Here is an 18,087-nt window from a genome sequence, read left to right as displayed (position 1 = left end):
ACCTTTCCTATGCTAACTTATTATATTCTTCATCCGTGACCGGTTCGCACCATTCATTACTGCAGTTCTCACCCGGTACTTCTACTGCGATATGGGAAAACCAGCTATCCTTCTTTGCACCATGCCAGTGCTTTACCTCTGCCGGAATCGTGATTACAGTTCCCGGTACAAGACTGACTGCCTCTTTTCCTTCTTCCTGATACCAGCCCTCTCCGGCTGTGCAGATCAGGAGCTGTCCGCCGCCCTTTGTTGCGTGATGGATATGCCAGTTATTCCGGCATCCCGGCTCAAAGGTTACATTTGCAAGAAACAATCCTGTTTTCGTGTCTGTCAGCGGATTCAAAAAGGAATCCCCAATAAAATATTGTGCAAATGCTGTATTTGCATTTCCTGTTCCAAATACGTTCTGCTTCTCAAATTCTTCTCTGTTTGTAGTCTTCATACTATCACTCTCCATCTTACTTAAACTTGTTTCAGCGCTTATGCGCCTATGCTCTGATGCTTTCCGTATTTATATACTAAAAAGGAGTATACCTTTTTCGTACACTCCTATCATACTCTTTGAACTTTACTCCAAGTCAAGAACTTTTTTGTATGAAGTTTTTATGAAGTAAGTATTCTCAGTATTCAAGTAACCTTTTGTATATATGTAAATCCTCATCCTTGAACACGTTAAATACCACCTGCATCCGGCTTCCTGTTTCTTCCAGATACTTCTGCACGGTTTCTACTGCGATCTCCGCTGCCCGTTTATTCGGGAACATGAATACGCCTGTCGAAATGCAGCAAAAGGCAATACTTGATACTCCATTTTCTTCTGCAAGTTCCAGACAGGAACGATAACAGGATGCCAGCAATTCTTCGTGTTCCTTCCGCAGCCGTTCCTGCACGATCGGACCTACTGTATGAAGTACATATTTACATGGAAGGTTAAATGCCGGTGTGATCTTTGCCTGTCCGGTCGGCTCCTCATGTCCCTGCGCCTGCATGATATCATTACAGCGCAGCCTGAGCTCTATTCCTGCCTTTGAGTGAATGATATTGTCCACACAATTATGCATTGGACGAAAGCAACCGCACATCTGACTGTTTGCGGCATTCACGATTGCGTCCACCTTTAGTGCTGTTATATCTCCCTGCCAGAGATAGATCCGGTCATCTGATTTTGTCGGAAACAACTTTGTAAGATCTATGACTCCTGCCTTTTCATTTTCCTCCGTCAGATATTCGTCCTGAATCCTTAAAAATTCCTGACTGATCTTCTTCGGCATCCGTACATTCATCAGGGAGCGCAGAAGATCCTTCTGTTCCTGTTCATCTTCCGGAATTCTGTAATTCTTATAATATGTATCTTCATCCAGCAAATTCCGGATCAGCCATTTTCTCTGTTCCTCGTGATTCATCAATCTCTGCTTCCTTCCATATTTAGACTTTCTGTTTTACTATTTATTACACTATCTCTGGAAATCCTTCATCCGTTATTTTTCTGCCGCATAGCGCCAAATGTCCGTTACATCCCAGCCACACAACGCTCTATATCCGTAATGCTTTCTTTCATATCTGCATTAATTCCGACCGCGCGGTCACCAAGACTCTCCGGCACAACTGCTTCATTCAGATTCAGACGGATTATCGAGATATTTTTATTCTCTCTGACCAGTTTTTCAAATGGAAATCTAATTATCATTGGTGTGTTAAATCCAACGCCAAGTTCCAGCAGCACCAATCTGCCTTTCTCTGCCTCAGACAGGAAATCTCCAAATCTCTGCTCCGCATCATACCATGCTACATCCTGAACGAAATGCTGATCTTTTCGCAGATTCATGTCCATAGCCCCGCCGCACACCGGACATTTCGGAACCATATATGTCGGTATCCTGCAATCCCTCCGTGCCTGATCCATCTGCCGGAACATATCTACCGCATCGTAAAGCTTATCATGACAGCCTTTTCCGCACTGAATATGGAAATAATCTCCCTGTGTGCAGAAGATCTGATCTTCCGGCAACCCTGCTTTGACAAACTGACCATCTGCATTTGTGCTTAAGACAAATATCTTCTTACCGGAAAGCATACTTAAAAACGTTTTATGAAGCGGTGTCACATCCAGATCAATACCGCCAAAGATCGCCTGTTTCGACCAGTAGCCCCAGTAGCTTTCTTCATCCGGATACGGGTAAAAGCCTGCAGAATACATATCCTGCATATATGGACCTTTTCCATATTTCTTCTGGAACTCTCCAAAATTCTCCTCAAAAAAACTTCCACCATACTGTGCACCTGCGGCTGCACTCATTCCCGCACCTGCTCCAACCAGAACATACTCTGCATCCTGCAGCATCCGGGAAGCCAGCCGGATCTGTTCCACATATGGCATCTTCTGGAACACATAATCTCTGGCAGGTGTCCCGGACAAAAATGTTTCAAATGTTATTTTATCATTTCTATACTTAATCTTTTTCATAATCTGTCGCTCTGTTTCTGTCTGTATATCCATTTCATTATTTCTATCCGTTAGTTATTACTATCCGTTTTTATTTTTTATTTATATTATCGCATGTCACTTTCGTATGATTGCCTGAACAGGGCAGTTCTCATAACAATTTCCACAATGCAGACAATGCTGCTGATTAATCTTATATGGTGTTCCTCTCTCGATACACCTCTGGGGACAGAGTTTCTCACATTTACCACAGCCGATACAGGCATCTGTTATCACATACCCCTTTTCCCGGATTATAGCATTTCCAAGGCTGTATGTCTCACGAAATATCGGATTCACGCCCAGATTAAAATATTCTACCTCACCCTGATCAATACAGAATATAATACCTATACTTCTGGTATTACCCGGATAGACATTTGCCAGATAAGGCTGCTCCTCAAAGATGGTATCACGCCATTTCTCCTGTTCTTCCTCGCGCACCGCATATGCCTTTCCCGACAGTCGTATCATCTCTTTATATTTTGTATAGCAAAGGATCTGAACCCGTCCATCTTCCAGAAGTTCCTGACAGAAATTCTTCCCCCTTGCCGTATAAAAATACAGGGCATCCGATTCATAATGGATCGCACTGATATTCCGTATCTGCGGCGCACCATCCTTATCCACTGTTGCAAATGCAAGAACTCCTACCAATTGCATCTTCTTTAAGCATGTTTTTAAATCCATCTATCGTTCCTCCAATACAAAATAACCAGACATCCGCATTCCTGTTCGCGTTTGTTTACTCTACAATTTTAATTCTTCCCTGTTTTCTTGTTAACATGGAAGCACCTCCCCAGTAATCTCATTTCTTGTCTTCCAGCACTGAGGATCTGCTCCGTAAAAGCTCCCGGTCGTTCCATTTGCAACAGCCGGACACCCTCTGCACCATGCCTTTAATTCACACTTGCTGCATTTGCTGAATTTCTCATAATCTCTGTATTTCTCCATCTGACAGATCCACACATCTGCCAGCCGGTCTTCGAATACACTTGCCACCTTGCTGTCCATAACACGCCTGCATGCCATCACGTCACCATTTGATGAGATCGTGATATGGCAGTTACCACAATTACAACCCGCATAGATCATGCCTACCTGTGCATTTTCCGGCAGCGTAAACGCTCCTGTTTCATACTCATATAACGTCCACAGATGATCCTTTTTATTAAAATACGTCTTGCAGCCTGCCGCTTCATATGCCTTATACTTCGCATCACAGACAGACAAAAGCTCCCGGTACTCCTCCGGTGTCATGCTGGTATCGACCTCTCCACCGGTCGGTACATATCTTGAAAATGCATACACATCCACGCCAGCCTGAACAACTGCATCGATAATATCCGGTATCTCATGCATATTTGTCTTTGAAACCGTACTCATGATAATGCTCCGGATTCCTGCCCGATTCAGACAGCCGACTTTTTCCAGCGTCAGATCGAAGCTGCCCGGTTTCCGAAACCAGTCATGGGTCTCTCTCATTCCATCTAACGACATCTGGTATTTTTCACAGCCACAAACGGCTAACATTTTACAGATCTCATCGTTCAGATGGAATGGATTTCCCATGATTGTAAATGGAATATTTTTGCTCTTTAACAGAACCATCAATTTCCAGAAATCAGGATGCAGGATAGGATCGCCGCCAGTAATATAGAAGTACGGTACTCTGTGATAGACCTTACAGAAATCTTCACAGTTCGCCACAACCTCCTGCATCTGCTCCCAGGTCATGCTCTTTAATTCCTTACATCCTGTCCCTGAAAATATATAACAGTGCTTACACCGCTGATCACACTCATCTGTGATATGCCATTGAAATGCAAAATACTGACTCATCCTGTCCATGCCTCCTTATTTCTTCATCTTATTTCTGCTCCGGCTTGTCAGACGCTCCACATGCTGTTCCGCACGCTGCCGGTTTGTCGGATGCTCCACATGCTGCACCTGCCTGCTTGTCCTTATCGTCTTCCCAATCTGCAATATTTGATAATGCCATCTTCTGTTACCTCCTGATAATTTTATTTTTGGGCTGTTGCCCTCTTGCATTATCAACATAACAAATTCTGATTTTCGAAAAAAGTACGCACTTTTTTATTACCTGGTCACAAAAAAGTAACCCCGGTTACCTTTTTGTAACTAATTGACCACACATAGGATGTTAGATTATAATTGGATGTAACAAGAAAAAAGAATATTGGGTACAAAATAAATGTTAGATATAAAACAAATACATGGAGGTAATGTTATGTTAACAAAAGAAGAATTACCAGAATGTCCGGTTGCAACGACCGTTGCTCTGATCGGAAGTAAATGGAAGCTGCTTATTATAAGAAATCTGTTACAGCGTCCATGGCGATTCAACGAACTCAAACGCGATCTGACCGGTATCAGCCAGAAGGTTCTGACCGACAGCCTTCGCTCAATGGAAGAAGACGGGCTGATCACCCGAACCGTATACCCGGAGGTTCCGCCACGCGTAGAATATGCGTTAAGCGACCTCGGACAGACCTTAAAGCCAATCCTTGACTCTATGGTCGAATGGGGTAACGCCTATAAACAAATGTAAAAAAAAGCCATACATAGTGATTAACCCTTTTCATAGCTATTATCTCCACTATGCATGGATAGTAACGGATACCAGAGAAGAACACAAGGCAATTGAAAAAGCACCCGACCGGGTGCTCTTGCTTTATCTTTTCTTTGCTGCTTTGGCTGCTTTCTCCAACTTTCGCTTCTTTGCCTGCTCAGCCATGAATAATTTTCTGAGATTTTCCAGCTTTGCAGCTTCCTCTTTTGCGGTATTCAGATCATCTGTGACCTTGTCCTGTGCGTCCTGACTGTCAAATCTTACAAAGTTCTCAAATACGGTCGGATAAGTGAAAGTCTTTTCTATATTCTCACACTGAAATAAAATACGGATGTGTGTACCATCACATTCAACTACGTTTCCCTCACCAAATTTTACATGTTTCACTTTTTCGTTTTCAAACATAACCTATCTTCCTCTCTACCTATTGAAAACATCTCCAACTGCCAATATGTGCCCTGTTTCGTCTTGCCGCTACGGCTGAAAAATAACTTTTTATTTCAAGTTTCTATATTAATATTACCAAATATTTTCCATAAAATTCCAGTGCAAATTTATTTTCGTAAGAAATTCGTGAAAACCCACACTCAATCTTTCAAATTTTGTAAAAAATTTATTCTTGACATTTACCCGGCTATTCAAATATGCAGAAAACCGTCTCAGAAAACAATGCACTTTTTAAGCCTCGCCTGCGCTAATTGCAGAAACTTTCATATCTGGTTTGTTTGGAACAATCCGATATATTACAAAAGCAACAGTTACTATATATTACACTATTATGTAGCAAGCCTTTTTCAACGCCGGTCCTTAGCGAGTTGCCATAGGCAAGGGGCTTAGTACCGCTGCGTTGAAATAGAGTGCAAACGACTTGCGGAATAATAGGTGTAATTATAGTACTAGTTGCTTTTAATATCTTTCATTCTGTTCCAAACAAAACAAATATGGAATTTTCGCTTATCTTGCGGAGGCTTTTAACAGTTCAGCCACCTCAGCTTCTGTGGATAAGGACAATGCTTTTGCTGCAAGCGCATCTGCATCTGCCTTTGACCATTTGGCGATCGTGCCTCTGGTTCTTAAAACAGAAGTTGCCGATACACTGAACTCTCCCAGTCCAAAGGAGATCAGAAGTGGGATCAGTAATGGATCAGCTGCTGCTTCACCACACATACCTACCATGATGCCTGCTGCATTTCCTGCTTCAATAACATTCTTCATGGAACGAAGAACAGCAGGATTGTATGCGGAATACAGATATGCAACCTTGGCATTTCCTCTGTCAACTGCCATTGTGTACTGAGTCAGATCATTTGTACCGATACTGAAGAAATCGGCTTCCTTTGCCAGAAGATCTGCTATCAGACTGGCTGCAGGAGTCTCGATCATAACGCCGACCTGAATGTCCTTGTTATATGCGATTCCCTCTGCATCTAACTCCTTCTTAAGCTCCGCTACCAGTTCTTTTACCCGTCGGATCTCATCCACGCAGGTAACAAGTGGAACCATGATCTTGATATCGCCAAATGCACTCGCACGAAGCAATGCACGAAGCTGTACCTTGTAGCTGTCCTCATTCTTCAGACAATATCTGACTGCACGGAAACCGAGGAACGGATTGTCTTCTTTCTCCAGTCCCAGATATGGGATATCCTTGTCTCCGCCGACATCCAGTGTACGGATAATAACTTCTTTGCCCTGCATCGTCTCGGCTGCTGCCTTATATGCTTCAAACTGCTCGTCCTCTGTTGGCAAACTGTCTGTTCCCATGAACAGGAACTCAGTACGGAATAAGCCTACGCCTTCACCATCAGCAGCTACAACACCCTTGGCATCCTCTGGATTGCCGATATTGCCATATAAAGCTACCTTTGTTCCATCAGCAGTTACTGTATCTTTTCCTCTGTAGATCTGAAGCAGTTCCTTCTCTTTCAGGTAATCTGCACGCTTTGTCTCATATTCTGCGATCTCATCCATCGCAGGTTCTAAGATGCAAACGCCTTCGCATCCGTCTACAACTGCCATCATACCATCGGACACCTGATCTACGATACCATCTACACTAAGTACAGCAGGGATCTCAAGTGCTCTTGCAAGAATAGCTGAATGAGAAGTCTTACCGCCAATCTCGGTGATAATACCTGCTACATTTTCCTTTACGATTCCTGCTGTCATGGATGGTGTCAGATCCTTTGCGACGATCACTGTACCTGCCGGAACATCTCCGATATTAATATCCGGCGTACCGGTAAGGATCTTAAGCATACGGACACGGATATCTCCTACGTCAGTTGCTCTCTGTCTGGTCAGTTCATCATCTACCTGGGAGAACATGGATACGAACATATCACATACACTGTCAACGGCTGCTTCTGCACATTCGCCATTACCGATCAACTCCTTGACCTGATCCTGCATAAATGGATCACTTATCAAAACGATATGTCCTTCCAGGATCTCTGCATTATGTTCTCCAACCTTTTCTTTCATTGCATCTGCCATTTTCTGAGTCTTTTCAACAAAAACTTCCATAGCATTCTCAAATCTCTGAAGTTCAGCATCTGTATCTGTTACTGTATGCTGCTTATATTCCGGTTTGCCATCACTGATGATGACAACCTTTCCGATGCCATAACCGGCTGAGCCGCCTATTCCTTTTAACATATCTTCTACCCCGCTTTCCAGATGAAAGAATGCTGTCTGACTATTCGCCAAGACCGGATTCAACCAACTCTACTGCCTTTGCGAGAGCTGCCTGCTCGTCTTCACCGTCACACTCAATTGTCATCTCTGTTCCACACTTAATACATGCTGCAATGATCAGCATAACGCTCTTTGCGTTGATTCTCTTACCGGCAATATCGATTGTTACGTTACATTTGAACTTTGTCATTTCCTTTGCAAATACTCCTGCCGGTCTCATGTGTAATCCCTGCTCATTAATAACTTTAACTGTCTGTGATACCATAATCATCTTCTCCTTTTTATATCTCTTTTATCATTTGTCCGATTCGGACAAACGCATGATCAACATTGTTACTTTTGATTTAATATTTGAAATATCCCTGTTTTATTTATATCCGGCAGGAACAGATTCTTTCTGTTCCCACCGTTGTTAAAAAGGATAGGGTTTTTGTTTTTATTCTTCTGCTACATTTTTCTTGATCAGACCGAGCAGTAAACAGGTTACTACAGAACCGATCACCCATGAAAGAATGTAGAATAATGGATGTCCTACTGTTGCAAATACGAAGATTCCTCCGTGTGGTGCCATCAGTGTACATTTGAATGCTGCTGATAATGCTCCTGCTACACCTGCACCAACCAGGGTACATGGGATAACATGAAGCGGATCTGCTGCTGCAAATGGAATCGCACCCTCTGTGATGAAGGAACAACCCATTACAAAGTTAGAAACGGCTGAGCCTCTTTCTGCCTTTGTGAATTTCTTAGGGAACAGCTTACATGCAAGTGCAATTCCCATTGGTGGAACCATACCGCCGATCATTACGGCTGCCATGGAAATGTAGCATGCCTGAACGGCTGCATCACTCTGGGATGCACCGGCTGATACAAGGTCTGCTGCTGTAGAAAGCATTCCCGAGCCGAATACATAAGCTGCCTTGTTGATAGGACCGCCCATGTCGATCGCCATCATTGCTCCGAGGATCAGACCAAGGAGAGCTAACAGATTCTTATCTGCAAGTGATGTAAGCATATTGGAAAGTCCTGTATTTACAAGGCCGATCAATGGATTAAAGATAAATACCATCAATACGCCTACAAGGAAAATACCAACTAACGGATAGATCAATGTTGGCTTGATACCCTCTAATGACTGAGGGAACTTTGAACACATCTTCTTTAATAAAAGTACGATATAACCTGCAAGGAAACCTGCAAGAATACCACCTAAGAAACCGGATACTGTATTACCGGAGCCTTCGCCTACAAAACCGAATTTTGAGATAAAATTCTGGAATGGGGAAAGGCTTGCACCTGCCCATATATATTTTGCGATCGCTGCATTACCGGATGAAGCAAGAAGTCCGCCGGTAAATCCAACTGCAAGACCCGGACGATCTGCGATCGAATATGCGATATAACCTGCAAGTACCGGAACCATCAGTCCCATGGACAGATCTCCGACATATTTAAAGAATGCGGAAAGTGGTGTACAGGTACCGAAGTTTGAACCACCGGTTGAACCATATCCACAGATTGTATCGATCAGGAATGCCAGTGCGATCATGATACCGCCACCGATAACGAATGGAAGCATATGGGATACACCGCTCATCAGATGCTTGTAGATCTGACTTCCAACACCGCCTGCGCTTTCTTCCTCTGCTTTCTTTCCACTCTCATGATGTACCGAAACCTTGCCATCGATCACTTTATTGATAAGCTCTTCCGGTTTGTGGATACCATCAGCTACCTTTGTAAAAAGAACTGGCTTGCCGTCAAATCTTGCAGTCTCCACATTCTTATCGGCTGCTACGATAATACCGTCACATTCTTCAATCTCCTTTGCTGTCAGACGATTCTTAACACCGCCGGATCCATTTGTTTCAACCTTGATCGTAATGCCCATTTCATTTCCTTTTTTCTCAAGGGCTTCCGCTGCCATAAATGTATGTGCGATACCGGTCGGACATGCTGTAACTGCAAGGACTCTGTATCCTGTCTTTTCCGGTGCGTTTTCTTTCTTATCTTCTGTTGCTTCTCCAAGTTCATCCGCGAACTTTTCCATCTCATATTTGCTGCAGATATCTAAGAACTGATCTGCATTCTTGGCTGCAAGAAGTTCTGCTCTGAAGTTCTCATCCATCAGCAACATACTGAGTCTTGATAATACTTCCAGATGTACATCTGCGCCCTTTTCCGGTGCTGCGATCATGAAGAACAGGTTTGCAGGCTGTCCATCTAATGAATCATAATCTACACCGTCCGGTACTGTCATAGCTGCAAGTCCCGGCTGCTTAACTGCTGCATTCTTGGAATGAGGAATCGCGATTCCCTCTCCAACTCCGGTCGAACCGGATTCTTCTCTTGCAAGAATTCCTTTCTTGAATTCTGCCTTATCTGTTATATTGCCCGATTTTGCATGAAGATCGATCAGATAATCAATCGCTGCGTCTTTAGAATCTACTTTTACACCAAGGGCAATTCCTTCTTTTTTTAATAACTCCCTTATTCTCATACTCATTCTCCTTTACTCAAATACCGGTTTATCAGGATCTGGTCAGGCCAGTCGGTTCTTCTCCCTTTTCCCCAACTGTTAAAATTGTCCTAAAAGTTTCTCAACCTGGTCTTTTGTTGCAAGTCCTTCTGAAAATGCAGTTGCACTGCCTGTTGCTGCGCCGTACTTTAATGCTTTCTTGTAATCATGCTCTGCAAAATAGCTTGCGATAAATCCTGCCACCATGGAATCTCCGGCTCCTACAGAATTAACAACTTTTCCTTTTGGAACGCCCATTCTGTATGTCTCTCCGGTCTCTGTGAGCAGCATAGATCCGTCTCCTGCCATGGAGATCGCTACGTTTCTTGCTCCAAGTGCCTGTAATCTCTTTGCATATTCTTCAATCTCCTCATCAGAATGAAGTGTTACGCCAAACATTTCTCCAAGCTCGAAGTTATTCGGCTTGATAAGAAACGGATGATACTTGAGAACATTTAACAGGAGATCCTTCGTAGCATCGACTACGATATCAACCTTCTTGCCTGCAAGTCTTGCCATGATCTTCTCGTACACATCAGATGGTAAAGATGGTGGGATCGCTCCTGCCAGAACCAGACAGTCACCGTCTGTTAAACCATCTAATTTCTTATAAAGTTCTTCCAGTTCTGCATCGCTGATATTAGGGCCTTTTCCATTAATCTCTGTTTCTTCTCCGGCTTTCAGCTTAACATTGATTCTGCTAACGCCATCTGAAACCGTGATGAAATCAGCTTTTACACCAAGGGCAGCGACTCCTTCTTCAATCGCTTTTCCGGTAAAGCCTGCAACAAATCCAAGTGCTACAGAATCTACGCCCAGATTCTTAAGGACTGTCGAAACATTGATTCCCTTTCCACCGTAGAACAGGGCTTCTTCTCTGCTTCTGTTTACCGAACCGATTTCCAGTTTTTCCATTCTGACAACATAATCGATTGCCGGATTGAAAGTTACTGTGTAGATCATTCCTTCATTACCTCCTTTATGACTGTTGCATCTGCATACTTATCATTTACAAGTCGGTCGGTGATAATACACGCCTTCTTGATTCCTGCAAATGTAACCGCTGTAACCTTGTCAAACTTCGTGTGATCGGCAAGGACAACACTCGCATAAGATCGGTTGACCGCTTCCATCTTTACAAGTGCTTCTTCTACATCGACTGTCGTGAAACCGTAATCTGTATGTACACCGTTGGTTCCAAGGAAGCATTTTGAGAAATTGAACATCTTCATATTATTTACAGCATCTGCACCTACCGTAGATTCTGTGACCGGCTTTCCGAGTCCTCCGATCATGTATGCCCGAAGTCCTTTGTTCATCAGCCGTTTGATATGTGCAATTCCGTTTGTGACAAATGTCGCTCTGGTTGATTCCAGATACTCGATCATCCATCCGGTACTTGTTCCTGCATCTATGAAAATAAAATCGTCATCATTGATCATATTCACCGCATACCGTGCAATTGCTTTCTTTTCTTCCACACAGAGCTGCTCTTTTACACTGACCGCAATCTCATCTGCAATAAACTGGTGTGCAACTGCTGTAGCTCCTCCGTGTACCTTATTCAGTTTTCCCATTTCATCGAGAGCGATAAGATCCCGCCTTATGGTTGATTCTGATGCTCCTGTGCACTCTGTCATTTCTGCAACTGTGATCGTTCCTTTGTTCTTCAGAGCTTCCAGTATCTTGTTATATCTTTCTTCCGTAAGCATATATATAGGTCTCCTTATTATCAAGTCATTTTATTATTTGCAATTCAATTCATATATATGCATTATAACCGATTTTTCGTTCAAAATCAATCATATTCGTTCAACTTGGATTTATATTAACACACATTTTGTTCATAATCAATCATTAATTTGCATTTTTTTGAAGTTTTTTGAACAAATATGAGAGAAACGGAATTAAAGAAAGCAGACAGTCTCGTTATAAGACCACCTGCCGGTCGATATATGACATCAGCCAAAGGGTCATAGCTGCGCCTCTTCCAAAAAGGATCTCATTATAGAGTTCTTTTTTGCGTACGAAATTCTAAAATATAAAATGGGACGTCACCATATCATTCCAATTCTTTCTGGAAACGTACAATCATCGGATGCAGCCTGCTCGGTATGGTTATCGTAACTGCATTGCCAGCACAGGCAGCAGTTCAGGCAGCAACTTTAAATGAGCACACAGTTTCCGCTGTCAGTACATACACAGGCACCAATGCTGCCCTTGCCACAAGTAAGACCGCAGCTATAAACACTGCCACTTCTACTACAAATACAACCACAAATGATGCCACCCTTACCGCAAGCAAGACCACGGCCAAGAAAGCTGCGCTGAATAAAACATCTTTAAAGCTGAAGAAGGGCAAAACTTACCAGTTAAAAACAAAAAATGTAAAGGGAACGGTAACAGTAGTAGAGGGAAACTACAACTCCTCCATTCACTGGTTCCGAACCATAACGAAATCTTCCTTGCAGCAAACAGGCTTTTCAGTAGATACACGGTATTAAGCACAGTTCAAATGCAAATCATTCATTTCAGGGAGATAAGTTTTTATCTCCCTGTTTGACTATACTTATGGAGAAAATCATGAATAATTCTTATATTAATAAAGATGAGATAAATAATAAAATATATGACTACATTGCCGGCTACATAAATTGTTCAACAGATCAATTAAAAGAAGAAGGCACACATTTCGTAAAGAACAAAAAGGCTGCTAAAAATTATGTTAAAATTCTCAGCATCAGAGATACAAATATCATTTCTCTGTCTGAAGAAAAATATGAACTTGGAAAACAACTGTTATCAGGTAAAACTCGAGACGAATCATATGAAGGTAACAACCTTAAAACATTATGTGATATCGAGGGCTTTGAAAATTCACTGACTTTTGATGCAGAAGGAAATACAAATACAACCATCGTTTTATGTGCAATAAAAGATAACGAAATAATAGCAATTGCGGGTGCTGCTCCCACCGGTAAACTGATGGAAGTTGGAATTGATGTAAAAAAGAACTGGCTTCCCAAGCAGTAGCCATCCGAAGCGGCTATATGCCACTCTGGACAGATTCATTTGGAACACGCTAATCAGCGCACTATAAGTATAAAAAATAACCTCCCAGCCTTGAAGTGAACCCCTTTTATTAGACAAAAAAGGTCTAATAAAAGGGGCTATTTTTAACTCATCATATCAAGGCTAACCGTCTATCGGTGGCACTTTTTATTTATGAACGATAATCACCGTTGATCTTAACGTAATCATAAGTCAGGTCACAGCCCCACGCCTTGGCGGATGCTTCACCCTGATTCAGATTGACATTGATGTAGATATCATCCTCGGATAATACCTCAGAGGCTTTTTCCTCAGAAAATGGAATACCGGAACCATCTCTGCACACCTCTACGATACCCTTCTCAGATTCAAGATCTACATCTACTTTATCGATATCGAAATCTGCTTCTGCATATCCGATCGCACAGAGAATACGTCCCCAGTTTGCATCTTCACCAAACATCGCACATTTGGTCAGTGGGGAACGGATAATGCTCTTTGCAACGATGATCGCTGTGTCCTGATCCGGTGCTCCTGATACTGTACATTCCAGCATCTTGCTTGCGCCCTCTCCATCACTTGCGAGCATCATCGTCATACACTCCATAACGATGTACAGTGCTTTCTTGAAAATTGCATAGTCGTCATTTTCTGTTACGATCTCTTCATTTCCTGCAAGTCCATTTGCCATGACACTTAAAGTATCATTTGTCGATGTATCACCATCTATGGACAGACAGTTATAAGTTATCTTTACGATCTCACTCAGAGCCTTCTGGATCATATCGGCTGAGATTGCAACATCCGTTGTGATAAAGTTCAGAGTGGTTGCCATATTCGGATGGATCATACCGCTTCCCTTTGCCATTCCACCAAGACGACAGGTCTTGCCACCAAGTATGAATTCTACTGCAACCTGCTTATCAACTGTATCTGTCGTCATGATCGCATTTGCAGCCTTATCATTGCCATCGGCACTTAAACCGCCAGCAAGCTCTTTCATGTGCTCTTCAAATGGTTCGATCGGAATGATCTGACCAATCACACCGGTCGATGCATTGATGATCATATCTGCATCGATTCCCAGTGCATCTGCTGCCAGCTCACAGATCCGCTCTGCCTTTTCCACGCCATCCGCATTACAGGTATTTGCATTCTTTGAATTAACGACAACTGCCATGGCTTTGCCGCCTGTTGCCTTCAGATGCTCCTTAGTTACAAGGATTGGCGCACCTTTTACCTTGTTCTGTGTATATACGGCTGCTGCATTACAGACTGTACTGCTGTAAACCATACCCAGATCATTCTTATTCTTATCGGAATTCAGTCCGCAGTTTATACCATTTGCCACAAATCCCTTTGCTGCACAGACACCACCGTCTACATATGTGTATCCTTCGTATGTTTTCTTCTTCATAATCATCCGTAGCCAAATCCTGTCGACTTCCACGTTTCATTCCACTACTGCCGATCAGTGATTCGCCACTGCCTCCTTTTTAAGATATATAAAACTCTGCCTGTATTTCTATTATCTTACTTGCCGATTGCTGCCAGAAACTTGTCCAGTCTTCCGATCGTACGATTCTTGCCGATTACGTTCATGATCGTAGCAAGATCCGGTGAATTCTTCTTACCGGTTACTGCCACACGAACGATCGTGCAGACATCTGTGATCGATCCCTTATAAGCATCCGGATTCTTCTTATATTCCTTGACATTCGGGCAATAGCCAAGCTTATCACCCATAACCTTCATCTCGGCAAACCAGTTCTCAGCATCTAAGAACAGATCCTTCTTATATTCATTGATGATCTCTGCCATCTGATCTGCATTATACTTCTCGTCGATCTCGTAGGAAAGCTTCAGTTCATCCTCCGGCACATAGAGATAGCCGAACATCTCTGCCAGATCCGACCACTTACCAACATCCTTACGGACTTTATTTCCTGACATCTTCCAAAGGCTAATCGTCTTTAAGAAGCTCTCTTTATCATTTGTGCCAAATTCATACAGCTTCTCATCAAATTCTTTTGCCCATGCCATGATCTTCTCATAGCACTTTTCTTCTGAAAATGTGGAGATCATCTCTTTGCTGACATCATTTAACTTCACCATGTCAAATAATGCACCGGATGCCGGCATCTTCGCAAGTGACAATGTGAAATCATCGATCGTCTTATCAGGATTTGCTGCATGCCATTCCTCATAATTGGAATTGGCGATCGTCATCAGATATTCCAGTACACTCTCGGATGGATAGCCCTGCTCCTGATAGAAGCCAACGGCTGCCTCCGGGTCTTTTCTCTTACTGAGTTTTCTCTTGTGCTGATGTTCATTTCCATCCTCATCCACAGATATTTCCATCTTCATAATTGGTGAAATATGTGCATACTCAGGAAGTTCAAATCCGCACAGTTCAAATAACTGCTTATGAAGCGGATAGGATGCAAGCCATTCATCACCACGAATGACCATATTTGTTCTCATAAAATGATCGTCTACTGCATGTGCAAAATGATAGGTTGGGATTCCGTCAGATTTTAACAGTACAACATCCATCATGTTCTCAGGCATCTCGATCTTACCACGGATCGGGTCACTGTAAACAACTGTCTTGCCTGCCTCGCCCGGGCTCTTAAGTCTGACAACATAAGGCTCTCCGGCTGCCAATTTCTCCTCGATCTGCTCGTATGTCAGATTTCTTCCAACCGCATACTCTCCATAATATCCGATATCTACCTTTGCAGCCTCCTGCTTTGCTCTTATCGCATCCAGTTCTTCCGCAGTTGTAAAATCAGGATATGCATATCCCTCCTGCATCAGCTTCTTAACGCAGATCTGATAGATCTCTTTTCTCTCGCTCTGCTTATATGGTGCATATGTGACAGGGCTTCCTTCAAATGGTCCCTCGTCAAATCCAAGATCAAACTTGTTTAAGGAATTGATGATCTCCTCCACGCCATTTTCAAGCTCTCTCTTTCTATCTGTATCTTCTATTCTAAGATAGAACACACCACCGCTCTGCTTTGCAAGTTTTCTTGATATCATAGCAGCATATAAACCACCGATATGCATATATCCGGTTGGGCTTGGCGCAAATCTCGTTACCTTCGCACACTCCGGCAAGTCTCTCTTTGGAAATCTTGCTTCGAGATCGTCTACCGTTCCTGTTATATCCGGGAATATTAATTCTGCTAATTTGTTATAATCCATCTTATCTGCCACCTCTTATATCAAATCTATTTTTCGTTTCTTACCGCCTGACAGCACCTAATCGACTGTCAAAACACATATAGTAAAAAATACCACAAACCCCCGGCTTTGTACAGGTCTTTTCTCCCGTTTGCACTCAGGTGGACAAAAAAGACCCGGGATTTTTCCCGGATCTCTTTTCGACTTATTTCTTACTCACGATAAAGTAAGTAGCTGTACATGTCAGCGTATTCGTGTTTGCCCTGTTTGATGAAATCAATGGCATCTCTTGGATGCTGGTTCAGCATACCGGTCAGCATGTAAGGTACATCATAGCCCCATACAGCATCACCCTTTTCCTTTAACGGAACCATGTAACGCTCAATGAACTTCAGGATATGGTACAGATTGTACTTTGGATTACGAAGGAAGCCAAGCAGCAATTCCATCGCGCAATTTCCTGCACCTCGTCCCATAGAGCTTACCGTTCCATCTAACATGCTTGCTCCATGTCTCATTGCCTCAACAGTATTTGCATATGCCATCTTCATGTTGTCATGTGCATGAATACCAATCTTCTTACCGTATTTCTCTCCAACTGCCACATATTTCTGTGTCAGTCTCTGGATCTGCTCCGGGTATAAAGAGCCGTAGCTGTCTACAATGTAGATTCCGTCTACATTTGATTTGCCTAACATCTCAAGGGCGATATCGATCTCTGACTCCTGATCCTTTGAGATAGCCATAATGTTACAGGTCGTCTCATATCCCTTTGCATGTGCATCCTCTATCATCTCGATCGCAGCAGGCATGGTGTTGATGTATGTAGCCACACGTATCATGTCAATAACACTGTCTGCTCTGTCAATAATATCTGTCTTGTAATCGCATCTTCCGACATCCGCCATAACAGATATCTTCATCTCTGTATTATTCTCTCCGACTATACTGCGAATGGCTTCTTCGTCACAGAACTTCCACTTTCCGAACTTCTCTACATCGAACATCTCCTTGGAAGCCTTGTAGCCGAATTCCATATAATCAACACCAGCCTTCAAATTTGCTTCATAAAGTGCTTTTACAAATTCATCTGTAAAATAAAAATCGTTGACAAGTCCTCCATCTCGAATTGTAGCATCAAGCACCTGAATATCAGGTCTGTACGTGATCATATCTCCGCCTATCATCGCTGTTTCCTCCTAAATCTTTTTTATCACCTGATGAGCCGCTCAAACGCTCAGGGGTATCCAACGCTCTTTCTATTTATTTTCTCACTTTAACGCGTTGGCGTGAGTATAGTATAACAGCTTTTTGAAATAATGCAAGCACTTTTTTACTTCAACGCAATAAACTTTTTCACTTTAAAGTTCCGCGATGACTGTCCTATCATAGAAAAAGCTCCCGGACATCCCACCCCTGCTGCATACTGCCTATACGAAATAACATTGCGAGAATTTCGTTGTTCACTGCACATTGTCAGTAAATGCGGGCGCAGGTTCTCACCGAAGGTGAGTTTGCGCAGGAGCATTTACGAATCAGACATGTGCAATGAGC

The 18,087-nt window shown here is 42.8% G+C and carries 18 protein-coding genes; 3 read left to right on the top strand and 15 right to left on the bottom strand.

The annotated features are described in order from the left end of the window. Positions 1–7: 7 nt before the first annotated feature. From DWW85_RS08100 to acgA, 6 genes are all read right to left on the bottom strand, one after another. Positions 8–442 carry a cupin domain-containing protein gene (locus DWW85_RS08100; protein WP_117808293.1) on the bottom strand — a complete coding sequence of 145 codons (435 nt, stop codon included), beginning with the start codon at positions 440–442 and terminating at the stop codon, positions 8–10. 178 nt (positions 443–620) lie between these two features. Continuing rightward, the gene (locus DWW85_RS08095; protein ID WP_117808292.1) at positions 621–1,403 is read right to left on the bottom strand and encodes a protein-ADP-ribose hydrolase; all 783 of its coding nucleotides are present in this window, start codon (positions 1,401–1,403) and stop codon (positions 621–623) included. Positions 1,404–1,510: 107 nt separating this feature from the next. Further along, positions 1,511–2,464, bottom strand: a complete 954-nt coding sequence (locus tag DWW85_RS08090) for a Sir2 silent information regulator family NAD-dependent deacetylase (RefSeq protein ID WP_117808352.1) — start codon at positions 2,462–2,464, stop codon at positions 1,511–1,513. Between the two features lie 96 nt (positions 2,465–2,560). Further along, positions 2,561–3,172 carry a 4Fe-4S binding protein gene (locus DWW85_RS08085; protein WP_117808291.1) on the bottom strand — a complete coding sequence of 204 codons (612 nt, stop codon included), beginning with the start codon at positions 3,170–3,172 and terminating at the stop codon, positions 2,561–2,563. 90 nt (positions 3,173–3,262) lie between these two features. Next, positions 3,263–4,324: a radical SAM/SPASM domain protein, ACGX system gene (acgM, locus tag DWW85_RS08080; protein WP_117808290.1), complete on the bottom strand. Its 1,062-nt coding sequence runs from the start codon at positions 4,322–4,324 to the stop codon at positions 3,263–3,265. A 28-nt stretch (positions 4,325–4,352) separates the two neighbouring features. Then, a complete protein-coding gene (gene acgA, locus DWW85_RS08075; protein WP_117808289.1) occupies positions 4,353–4,484 on the bottom strand; it encodes an ACGX-repeat peptide in 132 nt (43 codons plus the stop codon). 249 nt (positions 4,485–4,733) lie between these two features. On the opposite strand from acgA, the gene DWW85_RS08070 reads away from it, so the two are divergent. Next, positions 4,734–5,054 (top strand): helix-turn-helix domain-containing protein, encoded by a 321-nt coding sequence (locus tag DWW85_RS08070; RefSeq protein WP_117808288.1) that lies wholly within the window; start codon positions 4,734–4,736, stop codon positions 5,052–5,054. A 123-nt stretch (positions 5,055–5,177) separates the two neighbouring features. On the opposite strand, the gene DWW85_RS08065 is transcribed toward DWW85_RS08070, so the two are convergent. The 6 genes from DWW85_RS08065 to DWW85_RS08040 all read right to left on the bottom strand — a co-directional run bounded on the left by DWW85_RS08065 (position 5,178) and on the right by DWW85_RS08040 (position 12,002). Continuing rightward, positions 5,178–5,480 carry a hypothetical protein gene (locus DWW85_RS08065; protein ID WP_117808287.1) on the bottom strand — a complete coding sequence of 101 codons (303 nt, stop codon included), beginning with the start codon at positions 5,478–5,480 and terminating at the stop codon, positions 5,178–5,180. 549 nt (positions 5,481–6,029) lie between these two features. Beyond that, a complete protein-coding gene (ptsP, locus tag DWW85_RS08060) occupies positions 6,030–7,733 on the bottom strand; it encodes a phosphoenolpyruvate--protein phosphotransferase (RefSeq protein WP_117808351.1) in 1,704 nt (567 codons plus the stop codon). A 40-nt stretch (positions 7,734–7,773) separates the two neighbouring features. Further along, entirely contained in the window at positions 7,774–8,037 is a 264-nt protein-coding gene (locus DWW85_RS08055; protein WP_008400082.1) for an HPr family phosphocarrier protein, read from the bottom strand. 171 nt (positions 8,038–8,208) lie between these two features. Continuing rightward, on the bottom strand, positions 8,209–10,272 hold the full coding sequence (locus DWW85_RS08050; protein WP_117808286.1) for a fructose-specific PTS transporter subunit EIIC: 2,064 nt from the start codon (positions 10,270–10,272) through the stop codon (positions 8,209–8,211). A 78-nt stretch (positions 10,273–10,350) separates the two neighbouring features. After that, positions 10,351–11,253, bottom strand: a complete 903-nt coding sequence (gene pfkB / locus DWW85_RS08045) for a 1-phosphofructokinase (protein ID WP_021944790.1) — start codon at positions 11,251–11,253, stop codon at positions 10,351–10,353. Further along, positions 11,250–12,002 (bottom strand): DeoR/GlpR family DNA-binding transcription regulator, encoded by a 753-nt coding sequence (locus DWW85_RS08040; protein ID WP_008400090.1) that lies wholly within the window; start codon positions 12,000–12,002, stop codon positions 11,250–11,252. The genes pfkB and DWW85_RS08040 overlap by 4 nt, the downstream gene beginning before the upstream one ends. A gap of 402 nt (positions 12,003–12,404) precedes the next feature. On the opposite strand from DWW85_RS08040, the gene DWW85_RS08035 reads away from it, so the two are divergent. Beyond that, complete coding sequence (locus DWW85_RS08035) at positions 12,405–12,794, top strand: hypothetical protein (RefSeq protein WP_117808285.1); 390 nt, start codon at positions 12,405–12,407, stop codon at positions 12,792–12,794. 67 nt (positions 12,795–12,861) lie between these two features. Then, entirely contained in the window at positions 12,862–13,323 is a 462-nt protein-coding gene (locus tag DWW85_RS08030) for a hypothetical protein (protein WP_181986537.1), read from the top strand. 190 nt (positions 13,324–13,513) lie between these two features. Here the strand turns inward: DWW85_RS08030 and argJ are convergent, their stop codons facing one another. From argJ to DWW85_RS08015, 3 genes are all read right to left on the bottom strand, one after another. Continuing rightward, positions 13,514–14,758, bottom strand: coding sequence for a bifunctional glutamate N-acetyltransferase/amino-acid acetyltransferase ArgJ (argJ, locus tag DWW85_RS08025; RefSeq protein ID WP_117808350.1), 1,245 nt, complete (start codon positions 14,756–14,758; stop codon positions 13,514–13,516). A 116-nt stretch (positions 14,759–14,874) separates the two neighbouring features. Next, a complete protein-coding gene (gene gltX, locus DWW85_RS08020; RefSeq protein ID WP_117808283.1) occupies positions 14,875–16,554 on the bottom strand; it encodes a glutamate--tRNA ligase in 1,680 nt (559 codons plus the stop codon). A gap of 191 nt (positions 16,555–16,745) precedes the next feature. After that, positions 16,746–17,720: an aldolase catalytic domain-containing protein gene (locus DWW85_RS08015; protein ID WP_021944785.1), complete on the bottom strand. Its 975-nt coding sequence runs from the start codon at positions 17,718–17,720 to the stop codon at positions 16,746–16,748. Positions 17,721–18,087: the final 367 nt, after the last annotated feature.

The sequence above is a fragment of the Clostridium sp. AF17-21AC genome, from assembly GCF_003461365.1.
Classification (GTDB): domain Bacteria; phylum Bacillota; class Clostridia; order Lachnospirales; family Lachnospiraceae; genus Coprococcus; species Coprococcus ammoniilyticus.
Note: the sequence above shows the minus strand (reverse complement) of the source record. Positions and strands in the feature narration are given on the sequence as shown.

Excerpts from the sequence above, each read along its gene's own strand:
- DWW85_RS08100 (WP_117808293.1), bottom strand. The coding sequence starts at position 442 with ATGAAGACTACAAACAGAGAAGAATTTGAGAAGCAGAACGTATTTGGA.
- DWW85_RS08095 (WP_117808292.1), bottom strand. The coding sequence starts at position 1,403 with ATGAATCACGAGGAACAGAGAAAATGGCTGATCCGGAATTTGCTGGAT.
- DWW85_RS08090 (WP_117808352.1), bottom strand. The coding sequence starts at position 2,464 with ATGAAAAAGATTAAGTATAGAAATGATAAAATAACATTTGAAACATTT.
- DWW85_RS08085 (WP_117808291.1), bottom strand. The coding sequence starts at position 3,172 with ATGGATTTAAAAACATGCTTAAAGAAGATGCAATTGGTAGGAGTTCTT.
- acgM (WP_117808290.1), bottom strand. The coding sequence starts at position 4,324 with ATGAGTCAGTATTTTGCATTTCAATGGCATATCACAGATGAGTGTGAT.
- acgA (WP_117808289.1), bottom strand. The coding sequence starts at position 4,484 with ATGGCATTATCAAATATTGCAGATTGGGAAGACGATAAGGACAAGCAG.
- DWW85_RS08070 (WP_117808288.1), top strand. The coding sequence starts at position 4,734 with ATGTTAACAAAAGAAGAATTACCAGAATGTCCGGTTGCAACGACCGTT.
- DWW85_RS08065 (WP_117808287.1), bottom strand. The coding sequence starts at position 5,480 with ATGTTTGAAAACGAAAAAGTGAAACATGTAAAATTTGGTGAGGGAAAC.
- ptsP (WP_117808351.1), bottom strand. The coding sequence starts at position 7,733 with ATGTTAAAAGGAATAGGCGGCTCAGCCGGTTATGGCATCGGAAAGGTT.
- DWW85_RS08055 (WP_008400082.1), bottom strand. The coding sequence starts at position 8,037 with ATGGTATCACAGACAGTTAAAGTTATTAATGAGCAGGGATTACACATG.
- DWW85_RS08050 (WP_117808286.1), bottom strand. The coding sequence starts at position 10,272 with ATGAGAATAAGGGAGTTATTAAAAAAAGAAGGAATTGCCCTTGGTGTA.
- pfkB (WP_021944790.1), bottom strand. The coding sequence starts at position 11,253 with ATGATCTACACAGTAACTTTCAATCCGGCAATCGATTATGTTGTCAGA.
- DWW85_RS08040 (WP_008400090.1), bottom strand. The coding sequence starts at position 12,002 with ATGCTTACGGAAGAAAGATATAACAAGATACTGGAAGCTCTGAAGAAC.
- DWW85_RS08035 (WP_117808285.1), top strand. The coding sequence starts at position 12,405 with ATGGTTATCGTAACTGCATTGCCAGCACAGGCAGCAGTTCAGGCAGCA.
- DWW85_RS08030 (WP_181986537.1), top strand. The coding sequence starts at position 12,862 with ATGGAGAAAATCATGAATAATTCTTATATTAATAAAGATGAGATAAAT.
- argJ (WP_117808350.1), bottom strand. The coding sequence starts at position 14,758 with ATGAAGAAGAAAACATACGAAGGATACACATATGTAGACGGTGGTGTC.
- gltX (WP_117808283.1), bottom strand. The coding sequence starts at position 16,554 with ATGGATTATAACAAATTAGCAGAATTAATATTCCCGGATATAACAGGA.
- DWW85_RS08015 (WP_021944785.1), bottom strand. The coding sequence starts at position 17,720 with ATGATAGGCGGAGATATGATCACGTACAGACCTGATATTCAGGTGCTT.